This window comes from Sphingomonas sp. MS122, from assembly GCF_049532975.1.
In the GTDB taxonomy this organism is placed as follows: domain Bacteria; phylum Pseudomonadota; class Alphaproteobacteria; order Sphingomonadales; family Sphingomonadaceae; genus Sphingomonas.
In genome coordinates this window covers 2,036,606-2,056,925 of record NZ_CP186695.1, presented here as the reverse complement: position 1 = coordinate 2,056,925, position 20,320 = coordinate 2,036,606, and the positions used below count along the sequence as shown (strand labels likewise).

The window sequence follows — 20,320 nt, the reverse complement described above, 5'->3', positions numbered from 1 at the left end:
ACGCCTTGCTTACCATTCGCGCGCTATGCGGAGCGCGATGTATCACGACGCCGCCCTCGCTCCGCAGGCCAAGGCCGATCCGCGGCCCAAGTCCGCGGTCAGCACCGGCTGCGGGCTCGCCGGCTTGGTCGGCATGGCCTGCTGGCTGACCTATGCGCGGACGCACGGGCTCGACGGGCCCTATGCGGCGTTGGTCAACCTGCTCGCGGGCGGCCTGCCGATGGTGTTGTGGGCGGTGCTGGTCGACAAGGTGCACCGCAACCCGACCACCGGCGTCAACTGGGGCGAACCCAGGCCGCTCCGGGAAACGCTCGACATCTCGATCACCAAGATCGCCGGGCTGTGGCTGACCTGGGGCGGGATCGCCGCGATCTATGCCGTCTGCCGCTTCTATTGGGAGGGCAATTTCGCTTTCGCCATGTGGTGCTTCCAGATGGCGGCGCCGGCGCTGTTCATCCTCTCGGTCCCCTACATCCTGTGGATCGACCGGCGGCTGGAAAAGCCCAAGGACGGCGCGTGGATGCTCGGCGCCTGGCTGCTCGGCAGCAAAAGCGAGCCGATCGACGAGGGCGCGATCCACAATCACCTGCGCAGCTGGGCGGTGAAGGCGTTCTTCCTCGCTTTCATGCTCGCGATCGTGCCGGGCGGGTTCAGCGGCTTCGTCCGCGCGAGCACCGACGGCATCCTGAGCAACCCGATCGCGTTGGCCAACTGGCTGATCACCGGCATGTTCATGTTCGACGTGGCGTTCGCGACGGTGGGCTATATCCTGACCTTCCGCCCGCTCGACAGCCATATCCGCACCGCCAACCCCTATGCCGCAGGCTGGGCGTTCGCGCTGATCTGCTACCCGCCCTTCATCCTGATGGGGAATGGCGGACCGCTGGACTATCATCCGGGGACGTCGGACTGGACTCACTGGCTGGCGGGGCACGACGTGCTGCTGTGGATCACCGGCGCGGTGCTGGTGGCGCTGACCGCGATCTATGCCTGGGCGACGATGGCGTTCGGCTTCCGCTTCTCCAACCTGACGCATCGCGGGATCATCACCCACGGGCCCTATGCATGGACGCGGCACCCGGCGTATCTCTCCAAGAACCTGTTCTGGTGGATCAGCACCTGCCCGCTGCTGGTGACAACGGGCAGCCTGTACGACGCGGTGCGCGCGACGGTGCTGCTCGCCGCGGTGAGCGGCGTCTACTACATCCGCGCCAAGACCGAGGAAAAGCACCTCGGCGCCGATCCGGCGTATCGCGAGTATAGCGAGTGGATGGAGCGCAATGCGCCCGTGCCGCGGCTGGTGGCGTGGGTGACGGGATGGACGTTCAAGCCGGGCTATGCGGGGTTGAAGGACGTGGATCAGGGCGCGGGTTGATCTTCAGCCCGCGAAGTTGACGAAGTTACGCGGAACGCGATTCATTCTGTCAACTTGGCCGCCTTTGTCGGGGGATGCCCGGGGCCATCAAGCCGATCGAATCGACGCAATCAAAGAGCGGCCGACGTGCGGCCCGATGACCCAAGCAAATCAATTCCAACATTGCAAGCGGGGGCTGGAATCCTCGCTACGCAGGTCCGCCCTCTTTTCATTTCGAAATTTCCATGATATTCGAAATATCGAAATGAGGGAGATGACCGATGAAACGCCTGCATCTGCACGTCAGTGTACCTGACCTCGAACCGGCCATCGCCTTCTACAGCACATTGTTCGATGCATCGCCTTCGGTGGTGAAGGACGACTATGCAAAGTGGATGCTCGAAGATCCGCGCGTCAATCTCGCGATTTCCTCGCGCGCTCGCTCCGCCGGTATCGATCATGTCGGCGTGCAGGTCGACAGCGCAAGCGAGTTGGCGGAACTGGCCGGACGTCTGAAGGCCGCAGGTGCAACGACGTTCGATCAGGAAGCGACGACCTGTTGCTATGCCCAGTCCGACAAGTCTTGGGTGACCGATACCGCTGGCGTCCGCTGGGAAACCTTCTTCACCCATGGCGAAGCAACCGCCTATGGCGAGGACGAGGTTATCTCCGACACGGCGAGCGCCTGTTGCGCGCCGAAGCCAGCGCAGGCCTGCTGCTGATGCAGCTTCCCATCGCCGTCGATGCGCTGTCCGCTCTGGCACATGGCAGCCGACTTGCCGTGTTTCGCCTGCTCGTCCGGGCAGGCAGGGAGGGGATGCCCGCAGGGGAGATCGCGCGCGAAATCGGCGCGCTCCCCAACACACTTTCCGCGCATCTAAACGTCCTTGGGAATGCCGGGCTTGTCCAATCGCGTCGCGAAGGCCGCTCGATTATCTATTCCGCGGACTATGACCGCATGCGTGGCCTGCTCGGCTTCCTCATCGCCGATTGCTGTGCCGGGCGGCCGGAAATCTGCGGTTCGCTTGGCGACCTCGCCAAACCTGCCGATTGTTGTCCGTGAGGGCGGCGCGGCCGCTCGCCTCCGAATTTCTTGGAACGGCGATGCTGCTGGCGATCGTCGTCGGTTCCGGGATCATGGGACAGCGCCTGTCGCCCGAGAACGAGGCGATAGCCCTGTTGGGCAACACGATCGCCACTGGAGCCGGGCTGGTCGTCCTCATCCATATGTTCGGACCGGTATCGGGCGCCCATTTCAATCCAGCCGTGACGCTGGCCATCTGGTTGAAAGGCGAAACGACCACACCAACCGCAGGGTTCTACATCGCCGCACAGGTTATCGGCGCGATTATCGGCGTCTGGACCGCGCACACCATGTTTGCCGAACCGGTCTTTCAGATTTCAACGAAGGCGCGGGACGGAATGCCGCAAGGCCTGGCCGAAGGTATCGCCACCTTTGGGCTGATCGGGACGATCCTCTGCACGCGGCGCCATCGTCCCGATTCCGCACCGGCGGCCATCGGTCTGTACATCACCGCCGCCTATTGGTTCACGGCCTCGACCTCCTTCGCAAATCCCGCCGTCACGATCGCCCGCAGCATGTCGAACAGCTTCGCGGGAATTGCGCCGCATTCCGCGCCCTTATTCGTCGCAGGACAGATCGCCGGAGCCGTGGCCGGGCTGGGCTTCTTCGCATGGCTATTGAAAGAGGAACGCGCATCATGACCGACGCCTTTCCCATTACAATCTATCACAACCCCGAGTGCGGAACTTCGCGCAATGCCCTCGCGATGATCCGGGCAGCCGGCTATGTTCCTCAAGTCATCGAATATCGCGAATCCGGCTGGACGACTGGCCTGCTGACCCAATTGCTCGAAGCGATGGGGACGACGCCCCGGGATATTCTACGCGAAAAGGGCACTCCCGCAGGCGATCTCGGCCTGCTGGAGCCGACAGCTTCCGACGAAGCGATCCTTTCGGCGATGACGCGGCACCCGATTCTCGTGAACCGTCCGATCGTCGTCACGCCGAAGGGAACGAAGCTTTGCCGCCCTTCCGAAGTGGTTTTGGAATTGCTTGCGCGCGTACCGGACAGTTTCGCCAAGGAAGATGGCGAAGTGGTCCGCGCCTAGCCTATCCCAGCAACCCCTTGGCGAACTCGCGCACCGCCGGTCCGATATCCGCGCGGCTCAGCGCCAGCGCGAGGTTGGCCTGCGCGTACCCGGCCTTGTCGCCGCAATCGTAGCGCACGCCCTGGAAGGTGACGCCGTGGAAGGGCTGGCCGCCGATCATGCGGGCCATCGCGTCGGTCAGCTGGATCTCGCCGCCCGCGCCCTTTTCCTGCCCCTCCAGCACGCGCATCACCTCGGGCTGGAGGATGTAGCGGCCGATCACGGCGAGGTTGCTGGGGGCGGTGCCGGCCTTGGGCTTCTCGACCAGGCCCTTGACCTCGGTCAGCACGCCGTCGCGCGTGCCGGGGGTGATCACGCCGTACTTGTCGGTCTGGTCCTCGGCCACTTCCTGCGCGCAGATGAGGTTGCCGCCGACCTTGTCGTATGCCTCGACCATCTGCTTGAGGCAGCCGGGCCGGCTCGCCGCACCGACCATGAAGTCGTCCGCGAGAAGGACCGCGAAGGGCTCGTCGCCGACGATGTCGCGCGCGCACCACACCGCGTGGCCGAGGCCCATCGGCTCCTGCTGGCGGACATAGGCGACCGCGCCGGGCTTGAGCCGCGTCGCGTCGAGGATCTCGAGCGACTTGCCGCGCGCGGACATGGTGTTCTCGAGCTCATAGGCGATGTCGAAATGGTCCTCGATCGCGCTCTTGCCGCGGCCGGTGACGAAGATCATCTGCTCGATCCCGGCCTCCAGCGCCTCGTCCACCGCATACTGGATCAGCGGGCGGTCGACGACGGGCAGCATCTCCTTGGGGAGCGCCTTGGTCGCGGGGAGGAAACGGGTGCCGAGCCCACCGACGGGGAACACGGCCTTGCGCAGCGGCTTGATCGTCATGCCGCGGCGCATAGCGGAAGCCGCGGACGGCGCAAAGCGGCTCGACTTGGCGCTAGACATAATAGTCGCGTAACGGCACGCGGATATCCGCATGACGATGAGCAACCTCGCCAACCGCCGCATCCTGGTGACCGGATCCGCCGGCTTCATCGGCTTCCACACCGCGCGGCATCTGCTGGATGCAGGTGCGCAGGTGCTGGGGATCGACAATTTCACCCCCTATTACGACGTGTCGCTCAAGGACGCGCGCAACGCGATCCTGGCCGAGCGCCCCGGCTTCTGCCTGGCGCGGCTGGGGATCGAGGAGGCGGATGCGCTGGGCGCGGTGTGGCGCGAGTTCGCGCCGGACACGGTGATCCACCTCGCGGCGCAGGCGGGGGTGCGATATTCGATCGAGCATCCCGACGCATATGTCGCCACCAACGTGACGGGGACGTTCAACCTGCTCGAGCTGGCGCGGCACCATCCGGTGCGCCACTTCCTCGCCGCTTCGACCAGCTCGGTCTATGGGGCGAACACCGAGATGCCGTTCGCCGAGACCCAGCGCACGCAGACGCCGATGAGCCTCTATGCGGCGACCAAGGGCGCGACCGAGCTGATCGGGCACAGCTATGCGCATCTCTACGGCATTCCGCTGACCTTCTTCCGCTTCTTCACCGTGTACGGGCCATGGGGGCGGCCCGACATGGCGCTGTTCAAGTTCATCAAGGCGATGGCGGCGGGCGAGGCGATCGACGTCTATGGCCATGGCCGGATGGCGCGCGACTTCACTTATGTGGAGGATCTGGTCGCCGTGCTGGTGGCGCTGATCGATGCGGTGCCGGGGGACGCGCCGGTGTCGGCCGGAGACAGCCTGTCGCCGGTGGCGCCGTTCCGCACCGTCAATATCGGCGGCGGCAGCCCGGTGCCGCTGATGGACTATATCGCCGCACTGGAAGCGGCGATGGGCGGCGAGGCGAAGAAGAACTTCCTCCCCATGCAGGCAGGCGACGTGCCCGCGACCCATGCCTCGCCCGAGCTGCTGCGCGAGCTGGTCGGGTTCGTGCCGGAGACGCCGGTGCGCGAGGGGGTGCAGGCCTTCGTCGACTGGTATCGCGGCTATTATTGATTGAGAGCCGCCCCGGCCCGCTCCCCCACCCGGCCACCCATATGATGCTACCGCTGGGCGGCCGGGTGGGGGAGCGGGCCGGTGCGGCTCTTAACAAACTCCGTGACGGGTCTTTAACGCGGCGGCGCTAGAGGGGCGGGCATGACGAACGCGAAAGTCCTGGTGATCTTCGGCACGCGGCCCGAGGCGATCAAGCTGTTCCCCGTGGTGCGCGCGCTGGGCGAGGTGCCCGGGCTGACGGTGCGCACCTGCGTGACGGCGCAGCATCGCGGGCTGCTCGACCAGGTTCTCGAGATCGCCGGGCTCACGCCCGACATCGATCTCGACCTGATGGAGCCCGGCCAGTCGCTCGACCGGCTGACCGCGCGATTGCTCACCGGGCTCGGTGAGGTGATGGATGCCGAGAAGCCCGGCCGCGTGCTGGTGCAGGGCGACACCGCGACCGCGATGGTCGGCGCGCTCGCCGCCTATTACCGCAAGGTGCCGGTGGGGCATGTCGAGGCGGGCTTGCGCTCGGGCGACATCTGGCAGCCCTGGCCCGAGGAAGTGAACCGCCGCATCGTCGCGCCGATCGCCGACCAGCATTTCGCACCGACGCAGACCGCGGCGGACGCGTTGAAGCGCGAGAATATCGATCCGGCGACGATCCATGTCACCGGCAACACGGTGATCGACGCGCTGCTCGCCACGCGCGAGCGGATCGCGGCCGAGCCGGGGCTGGCGGCGGGGCTGGACCCGATCGCGGCGCGCTTCGATGGCAAAAGGCTGGTGCTGGTCACCACGCATCGGCGCGAGAATTTCGGCGGCGGGATGGAGTCGATCGCGCGGGCGATCGCGCGAATCGCCGACCGGCCCGACACCGCGGTGCTGTTCCCGATGCACCCCAACCCCAATGTCGTGTCGGTGATGGACACGGTGCTGGGCGAGCGCCCCAACGTCGCGCGGATCGAACCGCTCGACTATCCGACCTTCATCCGCGCGCTCGACCTGTGCGAGGTCGTCCTGTCCGATTCGGGCGGCGTGCAGGAAGAAGCCCCCGCGCTCGGCAAGCCGGTGCTGGTGATGCGCGAGACCACCGAGCGGCCCGAAGGCGTTGCCGCCGGCACCGCCAGGCTGGTCGGTACCGATGCCGACCGCATCGTTTCCGAAATCTCAACCCTGTTGGACGACAAGGGCGCCTACCAGGCCATGGCGCGCGCCCACAATCCGTTCGGCGACGGCCATGCCTCGGCAAGGATTGCAAAGGTCGTCGCGCATGGATTTGGGCTCTGAACTCAAGGTCGCCGTTCTCGGCCTCGGCTATATCGGGCTGCCCACCGCCGCGGTGATCGCGCGCACCGGCGCCAAGGTGCTGGGCATCGACGTCCACCAGCACGTCGTCGACACGATCAATGCCGGCAAGGTGCATATCGAGGAAGTCGATCTCGACGGCCTGGTCTCGGGCGTGATCGCGCGCGGCACGCTGCGCGCCTCGACCCAGATCGAGGAATCGGACGTCTTCCTGATCGCGGTGCCGACGCCGTTCGGCGAGAATCACGCGCCCAACATCGGCTATGTCCTGCAGGCGGCGACCAACATCGCGACCGTGCTCAAGCAGGGCGACACCGTCATCCTCGAATCGACCTCGCCCGTCGGCACGACCGAGAAGGTCGCCGAGCTGCTCGCCCAGCTCCGCCCCGACCTCAAGGTCCCGGGGCACTGCACCGGCATCGCCGACGTCGCCATCGCCTATTGCCCCGAGCGCGTGCTGCCCGGCCGAATCCTGGTCGAGCTGATCGACAACGATCGCGTGGTCGGCGGGGTCACGCCGCGGTGCGCGCGCAAGGCACTGCAATTCTATCGCCGCTTCGTGCGCGGCGCCTGCGTCACCACCAGCGCGCGCGCGGCGGAGATGACCAAGCTCACCGAGAACGCCTTCCGCGACGTCAACATCGCCTTCGCGAACGAACTGTCGATCGTCGCCGACGGCATGGGCATCGACGTGTGGGAGGTGATTCGCCTGGCGAATCGCCATCCGCGCGTGAACATCCTTTCTCCCGGGCCCGGGGTCGGCGGCCATTGCATCGCCGTCGACCCCTGGTTCCTGGTAGCGGCGGACCGCGCGAACACCCCGCTGATCCGTACCGCGCGCGAGGTCAATGACGGCAAGGTCGACTATACGGTCGCGCGTGCCGAGGCGCTGATCGCCGAACTACCGGGCGCGCCGGTCGCCTGCCTCGGCCTCGCCTTCAAGGCCAATATCGACGATTTCCGCGAGAGCCCGGCGCTGCATGTGGCGGAGGAACTCGCCGCGCGTCATGGCCCGCGCATCCGCATCGTCGAGCCCTATGCGTCCGCCCTGCCCGCCCCGCTCGCCGAGGCCGGCGCGCAGCTGATCGACATCGACACGGCGCTGGAGCTCTGCCCGATCCTGATCGTGCTGGTCGACCACGACGTGTTCAAGTCGGTCCCGCTCGCCGAGCGCGCCGACAAGCTCGTCTATGACACGCGCGGCATCTGGCCCGACCAGCCGGCGCGCGGCGAGCCGGCCGCGCCGCTCAAGATCGCGGTCTGAAACTCAGGGCGCGCGGACGAGCAAGGCTTCCCATTTGCCATCGAGCGGCTCGCCGCGCCGGGCGTAGAAGTCCGGCAGCGGCGCATGCCCGCCTGCCGCGGCGATCCGCGCCGCCTGCGCCGCGACCGTCGCGGCGCGGTCCTTGAACGGCGGGTGCGAGCGGCTGCGGACCTTGCCCGCGATCAGCCGCGGGCCGAACCCGCCCCAGAACCGCGCCGCGATCTCGGTCGGATAGCCGGCGCGGGCGAGCAGGTGGACCGAAAGGATGTCCGCCTCGATCTCGGTCTGGCGGAACAGCCCGACATTGCGGCCGAAGCCGGAAGCCAGGCCGAATTGCGCGCCGGCCGCGTCCAGCCGCGCGGCGTGGTGCAGGATGTTGTGCGCGAGCTCGTGCGCGATCGGCGCGGGCAGCAGCGATTCGTCGACCTCGTCGAGATATTCGGAGGTGATCTGCACCAGATCGCCATTGGCGCGCGCGTCGAAGCCGTCGTCGATCCGCAGCTCGTAGCGCGTGCGGCATGCGGGAACCGGCGTGATCCGCACGCGAAGCGGCGTGCCGCCGCGAATCACCGCCATCTCGATCGGGCGGGCGGGCGGCAGCGCGGCGATCGCGGCGTGCAATCCCGCCAATTGCGCGGTCGAGGCGGCCTCGGGCAGGCCGCGCGGCATCGCGACGCCGCCGATCGCAACGACCGTGTCGTCCTGCCTGAGCCCCGCGCGCTCGGCCGGCCCCCCGGGCACCACGCCTTCGACGGCGACCGTGTTCGCGCCCTCGAACCGGAAATGCCGGCGCACCGACTCACGCGCGGCGGGGCCATATTGCGCGAGCGTGTGCAGCTGCAGTCCGAGCCCCGGCTCCTTCGCGTCGCACAACGGCGCCGCCGCGACGCTCAACCGGTAGCCGATCGACGCGAGGCGCATGTCCCCGGCGCGAATCGCCTCGAGCAAGGCGGCGTCCTGCGCCCGCGCCGGCGCCGACAGCGCCACGGCCAGCCAGACGAGCCCCGACAGCCACCGCGCCATCCCCGCCATCGCCTGCTTCCCGGTCATCGCGCCCTCATGGACGATGGCGGTTGCCAGGAAAAGCGCGCAGGGTCTATGCGGCAGCCCAAGAACGATTGTTGATCACCATGCTTCGCCGTCTCCTTTCCGCATTCTCGCGGCCCGCCGCCGCCGAATCGCCCGCCCCTGTCGGATCGGTCCCTCCGGGTACGCGCGTCTATGCCGTGGGCGACATCCATGGCCGGCTCGACCTGCTCGACGAGCTGCTGCTGCGGATGGAGGCGGACAATGCCGAGCGCGGCCCCGCCGACACGACCGTCATCTTCCTCGGCGACCTGATCGACCGCGGCCCCGATTCGGCGCAGGTCGTGCAGCGGCTGATGGAACTGGGCACCGGGTCGGACCGGATCCGCTTCCTGCTCGGCAACCACGAGGAAGTGTTCCTCAAGGCGATGGCCGGCGACCTCAAGGCGCTGCCCTTCTTCCTGCGCATCGGCGGCAAGCCCACCGTACTGAGCTACGGCATCACCTCGGCCGAATATGGCGGGAGCGATTATCCCGAACTGCTCGAGCTGCTGCATGCGCGCGTGCCGCGGGCGCATCTCGACTTCCTGGCGGGCTTCGAGGATCTGATCGTCATCGGCGACTATGCCTTCGTCCATGCCGGCGTTCGCCCCGGCGTCGCGCTTGCCGAGCAGTCCCCTGCGGCGCTGCGCTGGATTCGCGACGAGTTCCTGAGCCACGAGGCGCCGTTCGAGAAGATCGTCGTGCACGGCCACACCATCTTCGACGAGGTCGAGGAACGCTTCGGACGAATCGGCATCGACACCGGCGCCTATGCCAGCGGGCGGCTCACCGCGATGGGATTCGAGGGTACCGAGCGGTGGATACTCCAAACGACAGGGGCGGTAGCACGGCATTAATGCTTGGATGTCTATGTGCGCTGCAGTATAGAAGAACGAACCTAGGCGAGGCGCGGCGAAAGCCGCGATTTTCGTGTAGGACGGAACCTTCGGGCGAGTGTTGTGTTGGCGCAACGGTCGGCCAGGGCTCTGACTTTGAGTAAGCTTATCAGTTGCAGGCATGCTCTGGTTGTGCCATAGGCTCCGGCGATGACCCTGAGATTAGGATAAAAAGGGAGTATATTCATGCGATTGGCGAAGATGATGATGGCCGCTGCGGCCTGCTCGCTTGCGGTAGCTCCGGCAGTCGCCTCGACGGCGGCGTCGAAGCTCTCGCTTTCGTCGGCTGATGCGGTTCGCGCCTCGACGGCGACCGGCAAGTCGAACCAGGCCGCCGGCGGTTTCCTGATCCCGCTGCTCGCGGTGGTCGCTGTGATCGGCGGCATCATCGTCCTGGTCGACGAGGACGATACGCCCGACAGCCCGTAAGCGGCCGGATTATTCCAGTACATCGAACGGCGGCCAAATGGCCGCCGTTTTTGCGCGTGCCTCGTACGCGCGGCCCAGCTCGCGAAAAATGGGCGTTCGGAAATCCTCCCGGACGGTGCCGGCACCTGCCAGCGCGGGACGGGCAAGCTGGCCGACGGCCAGCCTCTCCATCACGCGGCGCAGTTTCCCGGTTCTTTCCCGGGCCGGTTTCGCCTAACAGGTGCGCGGCCGATCCCCGGCCGTGGCATCATGACATTCGAGGAACTTCATGCCCGATCAACGCCCCGTCGCGCTCGTAACCGGGATCACCGGCCAGGACGGCGCCTATCTCGCGCAGCTCCTGCTCGACAAGGGCTATGTCGTTCATGGCGTGAAGCGCCGCTCGTCCTCGTTCAACACCGGTCGCATCGAGCATATCTATCAGGACCCGCACGAAACCGACCCGCGTTTCATCCTGCATTATGGCGACCTCACCGATTCGACAAACCTGATCCGCATCATCCAGCAGGTGCAGCCGGACGAGATCTACAACCTCGCCGCGCAGTCGCATGTGCAGGTGTCGTTCGAAACGCCCGAATACACCGCCAATGCCGACGCGGTCGGCGCGCTGCGCCTGCTCGAGGCGATCCGCATCCTCGGGCTCGAGAAGAAGACCCGTTTCTACCAGGCGTCGACCTCGGAGCTCTACGGGCTCGTGCAGGAAGTGCCGCAGCGCGAGACGACGCCCTTCTACCCGCGCTCGCCCTATGCCGCGGCGAAGCTCTACGCCTATTGGATCGTGGTCAATTATCGCGAGGCCTATGGCATCCACGCCTCCAACGGCATCCTGTTCAACCACGAAAGCCCGCTGCGCGGCGAGACCTTCGTCACGCGCAAGATCACTCGCGCCGCCGCCGCGATCTCGCTCGGGCGGCAGGACAAGCTCTATCTCGGCAATCTCGATGCCCAGCGCGACTGGGGCCATGCGCGCGAATATGTGCGCGGCATGTGGCTGATGATGCAGCAGGAGCAGCCGGACGACTATGTGCTGGCGACGGGGGTCACCACGCACGTCCGCAGCTTCGTCGAATGGGCGTTCGAGGATGTCGGGATCGCGCTCGAATGGCGCGGCGAAGGCGTTGACGAGAAGGGCTATGACACGGCCAATGGCCGCTGCCTGGTCGAGGTCGACCCCCGCTACTTCCGCCCGACCGAGGTGGACCTGCTGCTGGGCGATCCGGCCAAGGCCCATCAGAAGCTGGGCTGGCGGCACGAGACCTCGCCGCGCGAGCTGGCGCGCGAGATGGTGCTCGCCGATCTCGAGGTGATGAAGTCCGCCCCGGTGATGAAGGAAGCCTGAGATGACGCAGATCGCGGGCAAGCGCGTCTATGTCGCCGGCCATCGCGGCATGGTGGGCAGCGCGATCGTGCGGCGGCTGGAGCAGGAGGATTGCACGATCCTCACCGCGACGCGCGCCGAGGCCGATCTGCGCGACCCGACGGCGGTGGAGCAATGGTTCGCCGCGAACCGGCCCGACCTCGTCTTCCTCGCGGCCGCCAAGGTCGGCGGCATCCTCGCCAACGACAGCTACCCCGCCGACTTCCTTTACGAGAATCTGATGATCGCGGCGAACGTGATCCACGCCGCGCACGGCAGCGGGGTGGAGAAGCTGCTGTTCCTGGGATCGAGCTGCATCTATCCCAAGTTCGCCGAACAGCCGATCCGCGAGGATGCGCTGCTCACCGGCCCGCTCGAGCCGACCAACGAATGGTATGCGATCGCCAAGATCGCCGGGATCAAGCTGTGCCAGGCTTACCGTAAACAGCATGGCGACGATTTCATCTCGGCCATGCCGACCAACCTCTACGGGCCGGGCGACAATTACGACCTCAATTCGAGCCATGTGCTGCCCGCGCTGCTGCGCAAGGCGCACATGATGAAGACCGGCCAGGCGCCGACGATGCCGATGTGGGGCACCGGCGAGCCGCGGCGCGAGTTCCTGCACGCCGACGACTGCGCCGACGCGTGCGTGTTCCTGATGAAGACCTATTCGGGCGCCGAGCACGTCAATGTCGGCACCGGCGAGGACATCCGCATCGTCGACCTCGCCCGGCTCGTCTGCGAGGTGGTCGGCGTCGAGCCACGAATCGAGCACGACCTGACCAAGCCCGACGGCACGCCGCGCAAGCTGATGGACGGAACGAAGCTGCGCGAGCTCGGCTGGGCCGCCTCGATCAGCCTCGAGGACGGAATCCGCCGTACCTATGCCGATCTGCTCGCCGGCGGCCGGTTCGATTCGATCCCCGAGGCCGCGGAAGGCCCGGCGCGCCTTTGATCGCAGGGACGCGGGTGCGGCCCCGCGCGCTCACTTCCACGCGGTGATATAGGCGTAGGAGGTGTACCAGGACCATTCGTTCTTCGCCGCGACCGCGGAGAGCGCGTCCTCGATCTGCTTCACGACCGGAAGCTTGTCGTAGTAATAATGGCCGTAGAATTCGCGGATCTCGACCTTCTCGTAGCCGATCTCGGCGAACTTGCGGCGCATCCCCTCGGTATCGCCCTTGCACATCGAGTAATAGGCCGGAAACTTCGGCGAGACTTCCTTGCGGATCGGGAAGAAGGCGGTGAGCAGCTTGCGGCCCAGCGTCTCGGGCAGCAGGCTGTTGAGGATGAAGGGCGAGGCCCACAGCGTCGGGATCAGGTGGAATGCGACGCCGCCGGGCTTCAGAACCTTGTAGACGTTGCGGTGCATGGCGTGGCCGTCGCGGACATGCTCGGCGAGAAAGCGCGAGAAGACGACATCGTACATCCCCTCGAAGTTCGAAACGTCGCCCGACACATCGAAGCACGCCTTGCGATATTCCGGGGGCGCGACCGCCAGCTCGTCGGCGCTGATGTCGTTGACCGTGTAGCTGTTGAGCTTCACCGGCATGTCGCCGAGCGAGAAGGACGGCCGGCGGCCGCCGCCCAGCTCGAGGATGTCGCCGCCTTCATAGTTGGCGACGATTCGCCGCAGCTCGTCGGGATAGCCGTCCAATGCCGTCGACCAGAGCTTCGAATTGTCGATCTTCACGCGAAACCTTCCACGGTCCCCCCGGACCCGCATGGGAATTGTCAGTTAGGAAGCCGTACTAGGGAAGCCGGGCCAAAGATTGCCTCGATTCCGTTGGGAGACGTCCCAGCGGCAGATAGTAGGCGCACCGTGATTGCATCGCAACCAGCGGGAATCGCGATCACATCCTCGACTGCGGCGCCTTCCGGCGCCAGCGGCGCCTGCTTGCTCCACAGCACATTGCCGCCGCGGCTCGCGCCGCAACGCAGCTCCCAGCGCGCCACGGCGCCCTCCGCCGAAGCGGCGGTACGCTGGATGGCACGGAACCGGTAATTGCCCGGGGCGACGTAGACGATCTTGCGCGCGATGGCGCCCGTCGCCGAGGTCTCCATCGTCGCGTGCAGGCGGATGGCCTCGCCCTTCTCGTCGCGCAGGAACGCGCCGGAGACGCCGGGGCTGGCGAACAGCTCCCAGGTCAGCGGTGCGAATTTCTCCTGCGTCGTCGGCCCGGTGAAGCCCATTTCGGCAAGGATCGCGGGATCGGCACCGTTGAGCGAGCGGTAATAGCGCGCCGCCTCGGCAAAGGTCCCCGCTTCCACCAGCCGCTTGAGCAGTTCGGCCTCGAGTGCGGCGAAGACCTCGTCGCGCGGCAGGCCGCCGGTGCGCTGGAAGAAGCGCGCGATCACGCCGGGCTGCTTCGTGTTGCGCACCGCGAAGCGGGCGAAGTCGCCGAGCCACGGCGCCGGTTCGCGCACGTAGCGGGCGAACGCCGGCCACAGCACGGGATCCTCGGCGGCGACGGTCAGCACGGGGAACAGCACCTGCTGGCTGCCCGGCTTGGTGCGCAGCGCATGGTCATAATGGCTGAGCGCGCCCGCGACATCGCCGCGGGATACTGCTTCCTCGATCAGCCAGAACTGCGTGGCGAGGTCGCGTCGAGTCAAGCGGTTGGCCACGGCCATGGCCGGCCGGCCCGCCTCGAATCCGCCCTTCATCGACGCGCTGATCCCGAGCACGCGGAGCGCCACCGGGTTGAGCGCCTGGCGCGACAGGCTCTCGCGCGCCGCCGCCACGATCTCCGGATCGTCGGCGGCCTTGGCGCCCGCCGCGGTGAAGCGGCGATCGGCCTGCGCAGCCAGCGCTACGGCATCGTCACCGATGAACTTGAGCGCCGTGTCGGGGTTGCGGCGGTGGAAGTTGTTGACCACCGCCCCCGCAAAGCTGAACCACGCCAGCGCGAGCGCGACGCCTCCCGCCACGGCGCCGCGAACCGCGACACCCGGCGAAATCGACGTCGAACCGGATGCCCCCGGCATCAGCGCGACGCCGACGAATCCTCGGCCTCGCGCCCATAGCCATAGCCGTAACCATAGCCATAGCCGTAGCCGAGGACGGTCTCGCGCTTCATCTTGATCAGCACGCCGCCGAACATGCGCGCCTGCGAGGCGCGCAGCCGGTCGATCGACGCCGCAACGGCCCGCATCGGCACCCCGCCCGCCTCGACGACATAGACCACGCCCTCGGTCGCACGCGCCAGCAGCGGCGAATCGGCGAGGCCGAGGATCGGCGGCGCGTCGATCACGACATGGTCATAGTCGCTGGCGAGCTGGGCTACGAGCTGGGCCACGCGATCGCTGCTGAGCAGCTCCGCCGCGTTGGGCGGAATGGGCCCCGCGGTCATCACGGCAAGGCCCTGATACTGGGTCGGCTGGACCAGCCGGCGCCAATCATCCTCGCCCGCCAGATAGTTGCTGAGCCCCCGGTCGTGGCTCATGTCGAAGAAGTGATGGATCGACGGCGAGCGCATGTCGGCGTCGATCAGCAGCACGCGGCGGCCGGTGCGCGCGAGCACGATCGCCAGCGCGAAGCTGGTCGTGCTCTTGCCCTCGCGCGGCCGGGTCGAGGTGACCATGAACGAGCGTGGCACGCCGTGGTCGGTCGAGAAGGCGAGATTCGACCGCACCGTGAGATAGGCTTCGGAGGCCGGCGACTTGGGATCGAGCACCAGCTCCGCGACATCGCCCTCGTCGAACAGCGGCACCGAGCCGAGCAGCGACAGGCCGAGCTTGTTGACGTCGCTCGGCGCGCGCAGGCCCTCGTCGATCTGTTCGAGCGCGAACACCACGACGCCGGCGATGACCAAGCCGATCAGGATCGCGACCGCGACATTGAGCGGCAGGTTGGGCGACGATGGCCCACCGGGCGCGCGCGCCTGGTCGACCACGGCGATGTTGTTCGCGCCGACGCCGGCGACGCCGATCTCCTTGTAGCGCTGGAGCAGGCCCTCATAGAGCTGGCGGTTGGTGTCCACCTCGCGCTGCAGGTTGTTGTACTGGATGCTCGCCTGCTGCTGCGTGTTGAGCTGGCTGGTCAGTTCCTCGACCCGGCTGCGCAGCGTCGCCTCGCGCTGCTTGGCGCTCTCATAGTCGGAGGAGACGCCGCCACGGGTGCGCGATTCCTCGCGCCCGATCGCGGCGTCGAGCGACCGGATCTGCTCGCGCAGCGCCTGCGCGGCGGGATAGCCCGGCTCATATTGCACCATCAGCCGGGCATATTCGGACTGCGCCTCGGCGCGGCGCTGGCGCAACGCGGACACCGCGCCGATGTTGCTTTCGACCGCGCCCGCGCCGCTGCGCGCACGCGCCTCGGCGGCGGCACGATCGGCGGTCGCCTGCGCGAGCGCACGGTTGAGCGTTTCGAGGTCGTCGGCGACCAGGGTGCGGCTCACCGTGGTGCGGCCGTTCTGGTCCTCGGTCTTGGCGAGCGGAATGATCCGGTTCTGGGTCGAATAGGCGACGAGATCGCGCTCCGACTGCTGGAGGCGCGTGCCCATTTCGGTCAGACGGCGCTCGAGGAAGCGCCGCGCATCCGCGGTCGAGGCGAAGCGGCGATCGATCGAATCCGCGATGAACTGCTCGGCCCAGGCATTGGCGATCTTCGCCGAGATGGCCGGCGACGCGCTGGTATAGCGGATGTCGACGAGCGACGAACGCGGGATCGGCACGATGTCCACATTGCCGCGCAGGATGCCGATGGCGAGCTGCTGCAGCCGGTCGCGCTGGGCGGCGCTGCGCACGTTGCCCGCCGGCCGCTCGAGGCCCGATTCGGCGAGATCCACGCCATGCGCCTTGAAGAAGGCGTCGTCGTCGGCGAGCTTGAGCACCCGCGCCACGCGCTCGGCCACCGATCGCGCGGCGAGCAACGTGTACTGGGTCTGGTAGAATTCCTGGTCGAAGCGGTTGCCCGAGGTGCTTTCGACACCCTCGATATTGGTGATCCGCTTCTCCTCGCGGCTGATCTCCATACGCGTCGCCGCGGTATATTGCGGCGTCATCATCAGGGTGATGATGAGGCCGGCCAGACCGCTGAGCACGACAATGCCGAGGATGACCCAACGCCACCGCACCAGGATCCGCCAATATTCGAGCAGGACCGGCGCGCCATAGGCATTGCCGCCGGCCGGGATCCCGCTCGGCAGCAGCGGTTCTTCGGCGGGGCGATCGGCGATCGCGACGGCGGGAGTGAGCTGGTTCATACGATTGGGTCTCGGTCCGTATAGAGGCGGCGCGTTAGCGGAGCAGCACGATCAGCGGCGTCGTGATCAGCGACGATCCCGCAATCACGTCCTTGAAGATGCGGCGAGCCTGCGAATCGCCCACCACGATGATATCGTTGGCGTAGATCTCCGGGTCCGAATAGGCGCCCCGGCGGATCGCGCGCAGGTCGTAGAGCGCGGCCATCTTCTGGCCGTTGACCGTGCGGAACACGACCACGTCGTTCTGGCGCGCGAACTCGCCCAGCCCCTTGGCGGTGGCGACGGCGCGCATCAGCGTCATGCGCCCGATCACCGGATAGAGGCCCGGCTCGCGCACCTCGCCGTCGACGGTGACCACCTGGCTCACCGTCTGTTCGAGGTTCACGGTGACCTGCGGGTCGCGGATATACTGGTTGCGAAGCTTCGACGCGATCAGCTCGGCAACGTCGTTGGGCGACTTGCCCGCAGCCTCGATCGTCCCGGCGAGCGGGAAGGCGAGCCGGCCCGAAGCATCGACCTGTACGATGCGCTCGCGCAGGTCGGGGATGCCGAACACGTCGATCTTGAGCTTGTCATAGGGCCCGACCAGATACTGGCGGGTGACCTCGGCGACGTCGGTCTGGGTCGGCGCGGGCAGCGCGTTGCCGCCCACCACCTGCACGTCGTGCGAACCGCCCAGCACGCGCGGGCCGGAGCAGGCCGCGACCGCGACCATGAGGACGGGGGCAATGATCTTGAGCTTCATCGGCTTCCTTACACTGGCCTGTTCGGGCTGACCGGGCATCGCCCTGCCACGGCACGATTTCTTCACGCGGTGCCACTCCCCTTTCGCCCCGACGGCGCCGCCATCCATACGGCTGCAAGCGCGAGCAGGCACGCAACGGACGGAACGCGAACGGGATAATCGACGATGCTGGCGAGGCCAAGCAGTAAGATGATCACCGCGCCGGCGATCGCGAGCCCGACGCCGCGCTCCCCGCCGCGCGGCATGCGCACCAGCCGGAGGCTGCGCAGCACCCACCCGGCGATGGCGGCGAGCGCGAGCAGCAGCCCCGGCACGCCGGTCTCGAGCAGCCATTCCAGCCAGTCGTTGTGCGCATGGTTGAGATAGCTCGGCTTGAGCAGCTCGTGCGGCTCGCCGGCGTAAAAGACCTCGACGAACGAGCCGACGCCCGATCCCACCGGCAGATAGTGGCGCACCAGCTCGAAGATCGGACCCCAGGCGTTGAACCGCAGCTCCTCGCTCTCGTCGGTGGCGATGAGCCGGTTGATCGCCTCGGCGCGCGCGAAATAGATGGCGAACGCGATCATCAGCATCAGCGCGAGCGCGACGACGCCGAGTATCAGCAGCCGCCGGCGGCGCAGCGAGATCTCGTGCCGGCGGCCCTTGCGATAGAGCAACGGCGCCGCGCCGATCGCGACCACCGCGAGCAGGAGGCCCTGACGCGAGCCCGAAAGCAACAGGAGCAACAGGCCGACCGCGCCTGCGACGCCCGCGAGCCACATCTTGAGCGACCCGGAGCGCGACGAATCCCCCTCGGGCGCGGCGAGCAGCACGAGCAGCGGCAGCGCGCAGCACAGGATCACCGCGAAATGATTGCGGTTGGCGTAGAGCCCGGTGGGCACGTCGAGGCTGCTGATGCGATAGATATAGAGGATCTCGCGATAGCCGCCGGCCACCTGCACCGCGCCGATCGCCACGCTCACCGCCACCATGATCAGCACCAGGACGGCGAGGCGCCGCTGCTGCTGGGCGTCGCAGCTAATCGCGAGCAGCATTGCCGCAGCGGGGATCATCAGCGCGAACAGCGCATTCCAGCCGCGCCACGGCACCAGCGCGATCGGACGCCAGGGCTGCTCGATGCCGCCGGCGCGCGCCGCTTCCGCGGCGAGCTCGCGCCCGGGCAGCGCCATCCACAGCGACGGCGGCAGCGGGATCAGATGAATGAGGGTCAGCAGCACCACCGCGCCGAGCGCGATCAGCGGCCAGCGATAGTGGCGCGCCGCCTCGCCCGTCATCATGAACAGCCCGATGCCGAGGCAGATCGCCGCGACCGGGCGCAGGATCGCGAGGCCGAGCACGTCGTCGCGCGCGCTTCCGCCGAGCAGGAACGCCGCGACGATCAGCGCCGCCAGCGCCCAGAAGGCGATGCCGCCGTGCGGCATCGAAATGGTGGGCCCCTTCCCCATCGCCTACTTCAATAGACCCTTGGCGCGCATTTCGTCGAGCGACGCTTCATAGGCGCTCGACCGAGCGCCCATTGCGCGCGCCCATTCGACGAATTTCGCTATGCCGCGTTCGAAATCATAGGCGGGCCGAAAGCCCAGCAGCGCCTCGATCTTGGTCATGTCGGCGTAGTTGTGGCGGATGTCGCCGATGCGGAAATTGCCGCTGACGGTGATCGGCACGTCGGCGCCGATCAGTCGCTTGAGCGTCTCCGCCACGGTCATCACGCTCACCGGCACGCCGGTCCCGACGTTGAAGACCTGGTTGGCCGCGGCCGGATGCTCGACGCCGAGCACGGTGGCCTCGACCACATCGTCGACGAACACGAAGTCCCGACTCTCCGTCCCATCCTCGAAGATGTTGATCGGCTTGCCCTGCATCATCAGGTTCGAGAAGATCGAGAGGATGCCGGTATAAGGGTTGCTGAGCGACTGGCCCGGCCCGAACACATTCTGATAGCGCAGGGCGACGCCCTCGACGCCGATCGAGGGGCACACCGTCATCACCAGCTGCTCCTGCACCTGCTTGGTGATGCCATAGACCGAAGAGGGATGGATCTTGGACTCCTCGTCGGTCGCGACCAGTTCGAGCGGGCTGCTAGCCCCCGGATATTTCACCGAGAAGTCACCCGCCGCCATATCCGCCGCGTCGCGCGCGCCGGGGTAGACATGGCCGAGCTCGGCCGAGCGGTAGCGTCCCTCGCCATAGATCGAACGCGACGAGGCGACCACGACGCGCTTCACCGAATGGGTCGTGTTGGCGAGGATGTCGAGCATCAGCGCGGTGCCGCCGATGTTGACCGCGTTGTAGCGCTCGATCTGGTACATCGACTGGCCGGTGCCGGTCTCGGCGGCGAGGTGGACGATCGCTGCCTGCTCCTGCAGTACGTCCTCCATCACCGCGCGGTCGGTCACGCTCCCCCTGACGAAGCGCACCTTGTCGGCGAGTGCCAGGAACGGTGGCGATTCCTGGGCATTCTCGCCATGGATCTGCGGCGAGAGCGTATCGAGTACCGTCACCGCATGCCCGCGCTCGACGAGGCGCAGTGCGAGACGCGAGCCGATGAAGCCGGCGCCGCCGGTGATCAGAATGTTCATTGCGCTCC

General features: G+C 67.1%; 21 protein-coding genes. 12 read left to right on the top strand and 9 right to left on the bottom strand.

What is annotated here, in order from left to right; genetic code table 11:
* Positions 1-25: 25 nt before the first annotated feature.
* The 5 genes from ACO227_RS09750 (at position 26) to arsC (ending at position 3,486) form a co-directional block, all read left to right on the top strand.
* Positions 26-1,375, top strand: a complete 1,350-nt coding sequence (locus tag ACO227_RS09750) for a methyltransferase family protein (protein WP_423601647.1) — start codon at positions 26-28, stop codon at positions 1,373-1,375.
* 260 nt (positions 1,376-1,635) lie between these two features.
* Positions 1,636-2,076, top strand: coding sequence for an ArsI/CadI family heavy metal resistance metalloenzyme (locus ACO227_RS09745; protein ID WP_423601646.1), 441 nt, complete (start codon positions 1,636-1,638; stop codon positions 2,074-2,076).
* Entirely contained in the window at positions 2,043-2,417 is a 375-nt protein-coding gene (locus ACO227_RS09740; protein ID WP_423601645.1) for an ArsR/SmtB family transcription factor, read from the top strand. The genes ACO227_RS09745 and ACO227_RS09740 overlap by 34 nt, the downstream gene beginning before the upstream one ends.
* 41 nt (positions 2,418-2,458) lie before the next feature.
* A complete protein-coding gene (locus ACO227_RS09735; protein ID WP_423601644.1) occupies positions 2,459-3,079 on the top strand; it encodes an aquaporin in 621 nt (206 codons plus the stop codon).
* The gene (gene arsC, locus ACO227_RS09730; protein WP_423607234.1) at positions 3,076-3,486 is read left to right on the top strand and encodes an arsenate reductase (glutaredoxin); all 411 of its coding nucleotides are present in this window, start codon (positions 3,076-3,078) and stop codon (positions 3,484-3,486) included. The genes ACO227_RS09735 and arsC overlap by 4 nt, the downstream gene beginning before the upstream one ends.
* A gap of 1 nt (position 3,487) precedes the next feature.
* On the opposite strand, the gene galU is transcribed toward arsC, so the two are convergent.
* A complete protein-coding gene (galU, locus tag ACO227_RS09725; protein WP_423607233.1) occupies positions 3,488-4,366 on the bottom strand; it encodes a UTP--glucose-1-phosphate uridylyltransferase GalU in 879 nt (292 codons plus the stop codon).
* A 97-nt stretch (positions 4,367-4,463) separates the two neighbouring features.
* Between galU and ACO227_RS09720 the strand changes: the two genes are divergently transcribed.
* The 3 genes from ACO227_RS09720 to wecC all read left to right on the top strand — a co-directional run bounded on the left by ACO227_RS09720 (position 4,464) and on the right by wecC (position 8,028).
* Positions 4,464-5,474 (top strand): NAD-dependent epimerase/dehydratase family protein, encoded by a 1,011-nt coding sequence (locus ACO227_RS09720; protein WP_423607329.1) that lies wholly within the window; start codon positions 4,464-4,466, stop codon positions 5,472-5,474.
* A gap of 141 nt (positions 5,475-5,615) precedes the next feature.
* Positions 5,616-6,746: a non-hydrolyzing UDP-N-acetylglucosamine 2-epimerase gene (wecB, locus tag ACO227_RS09715; protein ID WP_423607231.1), complete on the top strand. Its 1,131-nt coding sequence runs from the start codon at positions 5,616-5,618 to the stop codon at positions 6,744-6,746.
* Positions 6,730-8,028: a UDP-N-acetyl-D-mannosamine dehydrogenase gene (gene wecC / locus ACO227_RS09710; RefSeq protein ID WP_423607229.1), complete on the top strand. Its 1,299-nt coding sequence runs from the start codon at positions 6,730-6,732 to the stop codon at positions 8,026-8,028. The genes wecB and wecC overlap by 17 nt, the downstream gene beginning before the upstream one ends.
* Before the next feature lie 3 nt (positions 8,029-8,031).
* On the opposite strand, the gene ACO227_RS09705 is transcribed toward wecC, so the two are convergent.
* Positions 8,032-9,078: a PDZ domain-containing protein gene (locus tag ACO227_RS09705; protein WP_423607228.1), complete on the bottom strand. Its 1,047-nt coding sequence runs from the start codon at positions 9,076-9,078 to the stop codon at positions 8,032-8,034.
* 80 nt (positions 9,079-9,158) lie between these two features.
* Between ACO227_RS09705 and ACO227_RS09700 the strand changes: the two genes are divergently transcribed.
* Both ACO227_RS09700 and ACO227_RS09695 read left to right on the top strand, forming a co-directional pair.
* Positions 9,159-9,953, top strand: a complete 795-nt coding sequence (locus ACO227_RS09700; RefSeq protein WP_423607226.1) for a metallophosphoesterase — start codon at positions 9,159-9,161, stop codon at positions 9,951-9,953.
* 225 nt (positions 9,954-10,178) lie between these two features.
* Positions 10,179-10,421, top strand: coding sequence for a hypothetical protein (locus tag ACO227_RS09695; RefSeq protein ID WP_423607224.1), 243 nt, complete (start codon positions 10,179-10,181; stop codon positions 10,419-10,421).
* A gap of 9 nt (positions 10,422-10,430) precedes the next feature.
* Here the strand turns inward: ACO227_RS09695 and ACO227_RS09690 are convergent, their stop codons facing one another.
* Complete coding sequence (locus ACO227_RS09690) at positions 10,431-10,592, bottom strand: hypothetical protein (RefSeq protein ID WP_423607222.1); 162 nt, start codon at positions 10,590-10,592, stop codon at positions 10,431-10,433.
* Between the two features lie 97 nt (positions 10,593-10,689).
* On the opposite strand from ACO227_RS09690, the gene gmd reads away from it, so the two are divergent.
* Positions 10,690-11,760: a GDP-mannose 4,6-dehydratase gene (gene gmd / locus ACO227_RS09685; RefSeq protein WP_423607220.1), complete on the top strand. Its 1,071-nt coding sequence runs from the start codon at positions 10,690-10,692 to the stop codon at positions 11,758-11,760.
* A gap of 1 nt (position 11,761) precedes the next feature.
* A complete protein-coding gene (gene fcl, locus ACO227_RS09680; RefSeq protein WP_423607218.1) occupies positions 11,762-12,736 on the top strand; it encodes a GDP-L-fucose synthase in 975 nt (324 codons plus the stop codon).
* A 30-nt stretch (positions 12,737-12,766) separates the two neighbouring features.
* On the opposite strand, the gene ACO227_RS09675 is transcribed toward fcl, so the two are convergent.
* The 6 genes from ACO227_RS09675 to ACO227_RS09650 all read right to left on the bottom strand — a co-directional run bounded on the left by ACO227_RS09675 (position 12,767) and on the right by ACO227_RS09650 (position 20,312).
* Positions 12,767-13,474, bottom strand: coding sequence for a class I SAM-dependent methyltransferase (locus ACO227_RS09675; protein WP_423607216.1), 708 nt, complete (start codon positions 13,472-13,474; stop codon positions 12,767-12,769).
* A gap of 41 nt (positions 13,475-13,515) precedes the next feature.
* Positions 13,516-14,712 (bottom strand): hypothetical protein, encoded by a 1,197-nt coding sequence (locus ACO227_RS09670; protein WP_423607214.1) that lies wholly within the window; start codon positions 14,710-14,712, stop codon positions 13,516-13,518.
* A 56-nt stretch (positions 14,713-14,768) separates the two neighbouring features.
* Complete coding sequence (locus ACO227_RS09665) at positions 14,769-16,988, bottom strand: GumC family protein (protein ID WP_423607212.1); 2,220 nt, start codon at positions 16,986-16,988, stop codon at positions 14,769-14,771.
* A gap of 34 nt (positions 16,989-17,022) precedes the next feature.
* Positions 17,023-17,733: a polysaccharide biosynthesis/export family protein gene (locus tag ACO227_RS09660; protein ID WP_423607210.1), complete on the bottom strand. Its 711-nt coding sequence runs from the start codon at positions 17,731-17,733 to the stop codon at positions 17,023-17,025.
* Positions 17,734-17,795: 62 nt separating this feature from the next.
* Positions 17,796-19,178 carry an O-antigen ligase family protein gene (locus tag ACO227_RS09655; RefSeq protein ID WP_423607208.1) on the bottom strand — a complete coding sequence of 461 codons (1,383 nt, stop codon included), beginning with the start codon at positions 19,176-19,178 and terminating at the stop codon, positions 17,796-17,798.
* Between the two features lie 3 nt (positions 19,179-19,181).
* A complete protein-coding gene (locus ACO227_RS09650; protein WP_423607207.1) occupies positions 19,182-20,312 on the bottom strand; it encodes an NAD-dependent epimerase/dehydratase family protein in 1,131 nt (376 codons plus the stop codon).
* Positions 20,313-20,320 lie beyond the last annotated feature (8 nt).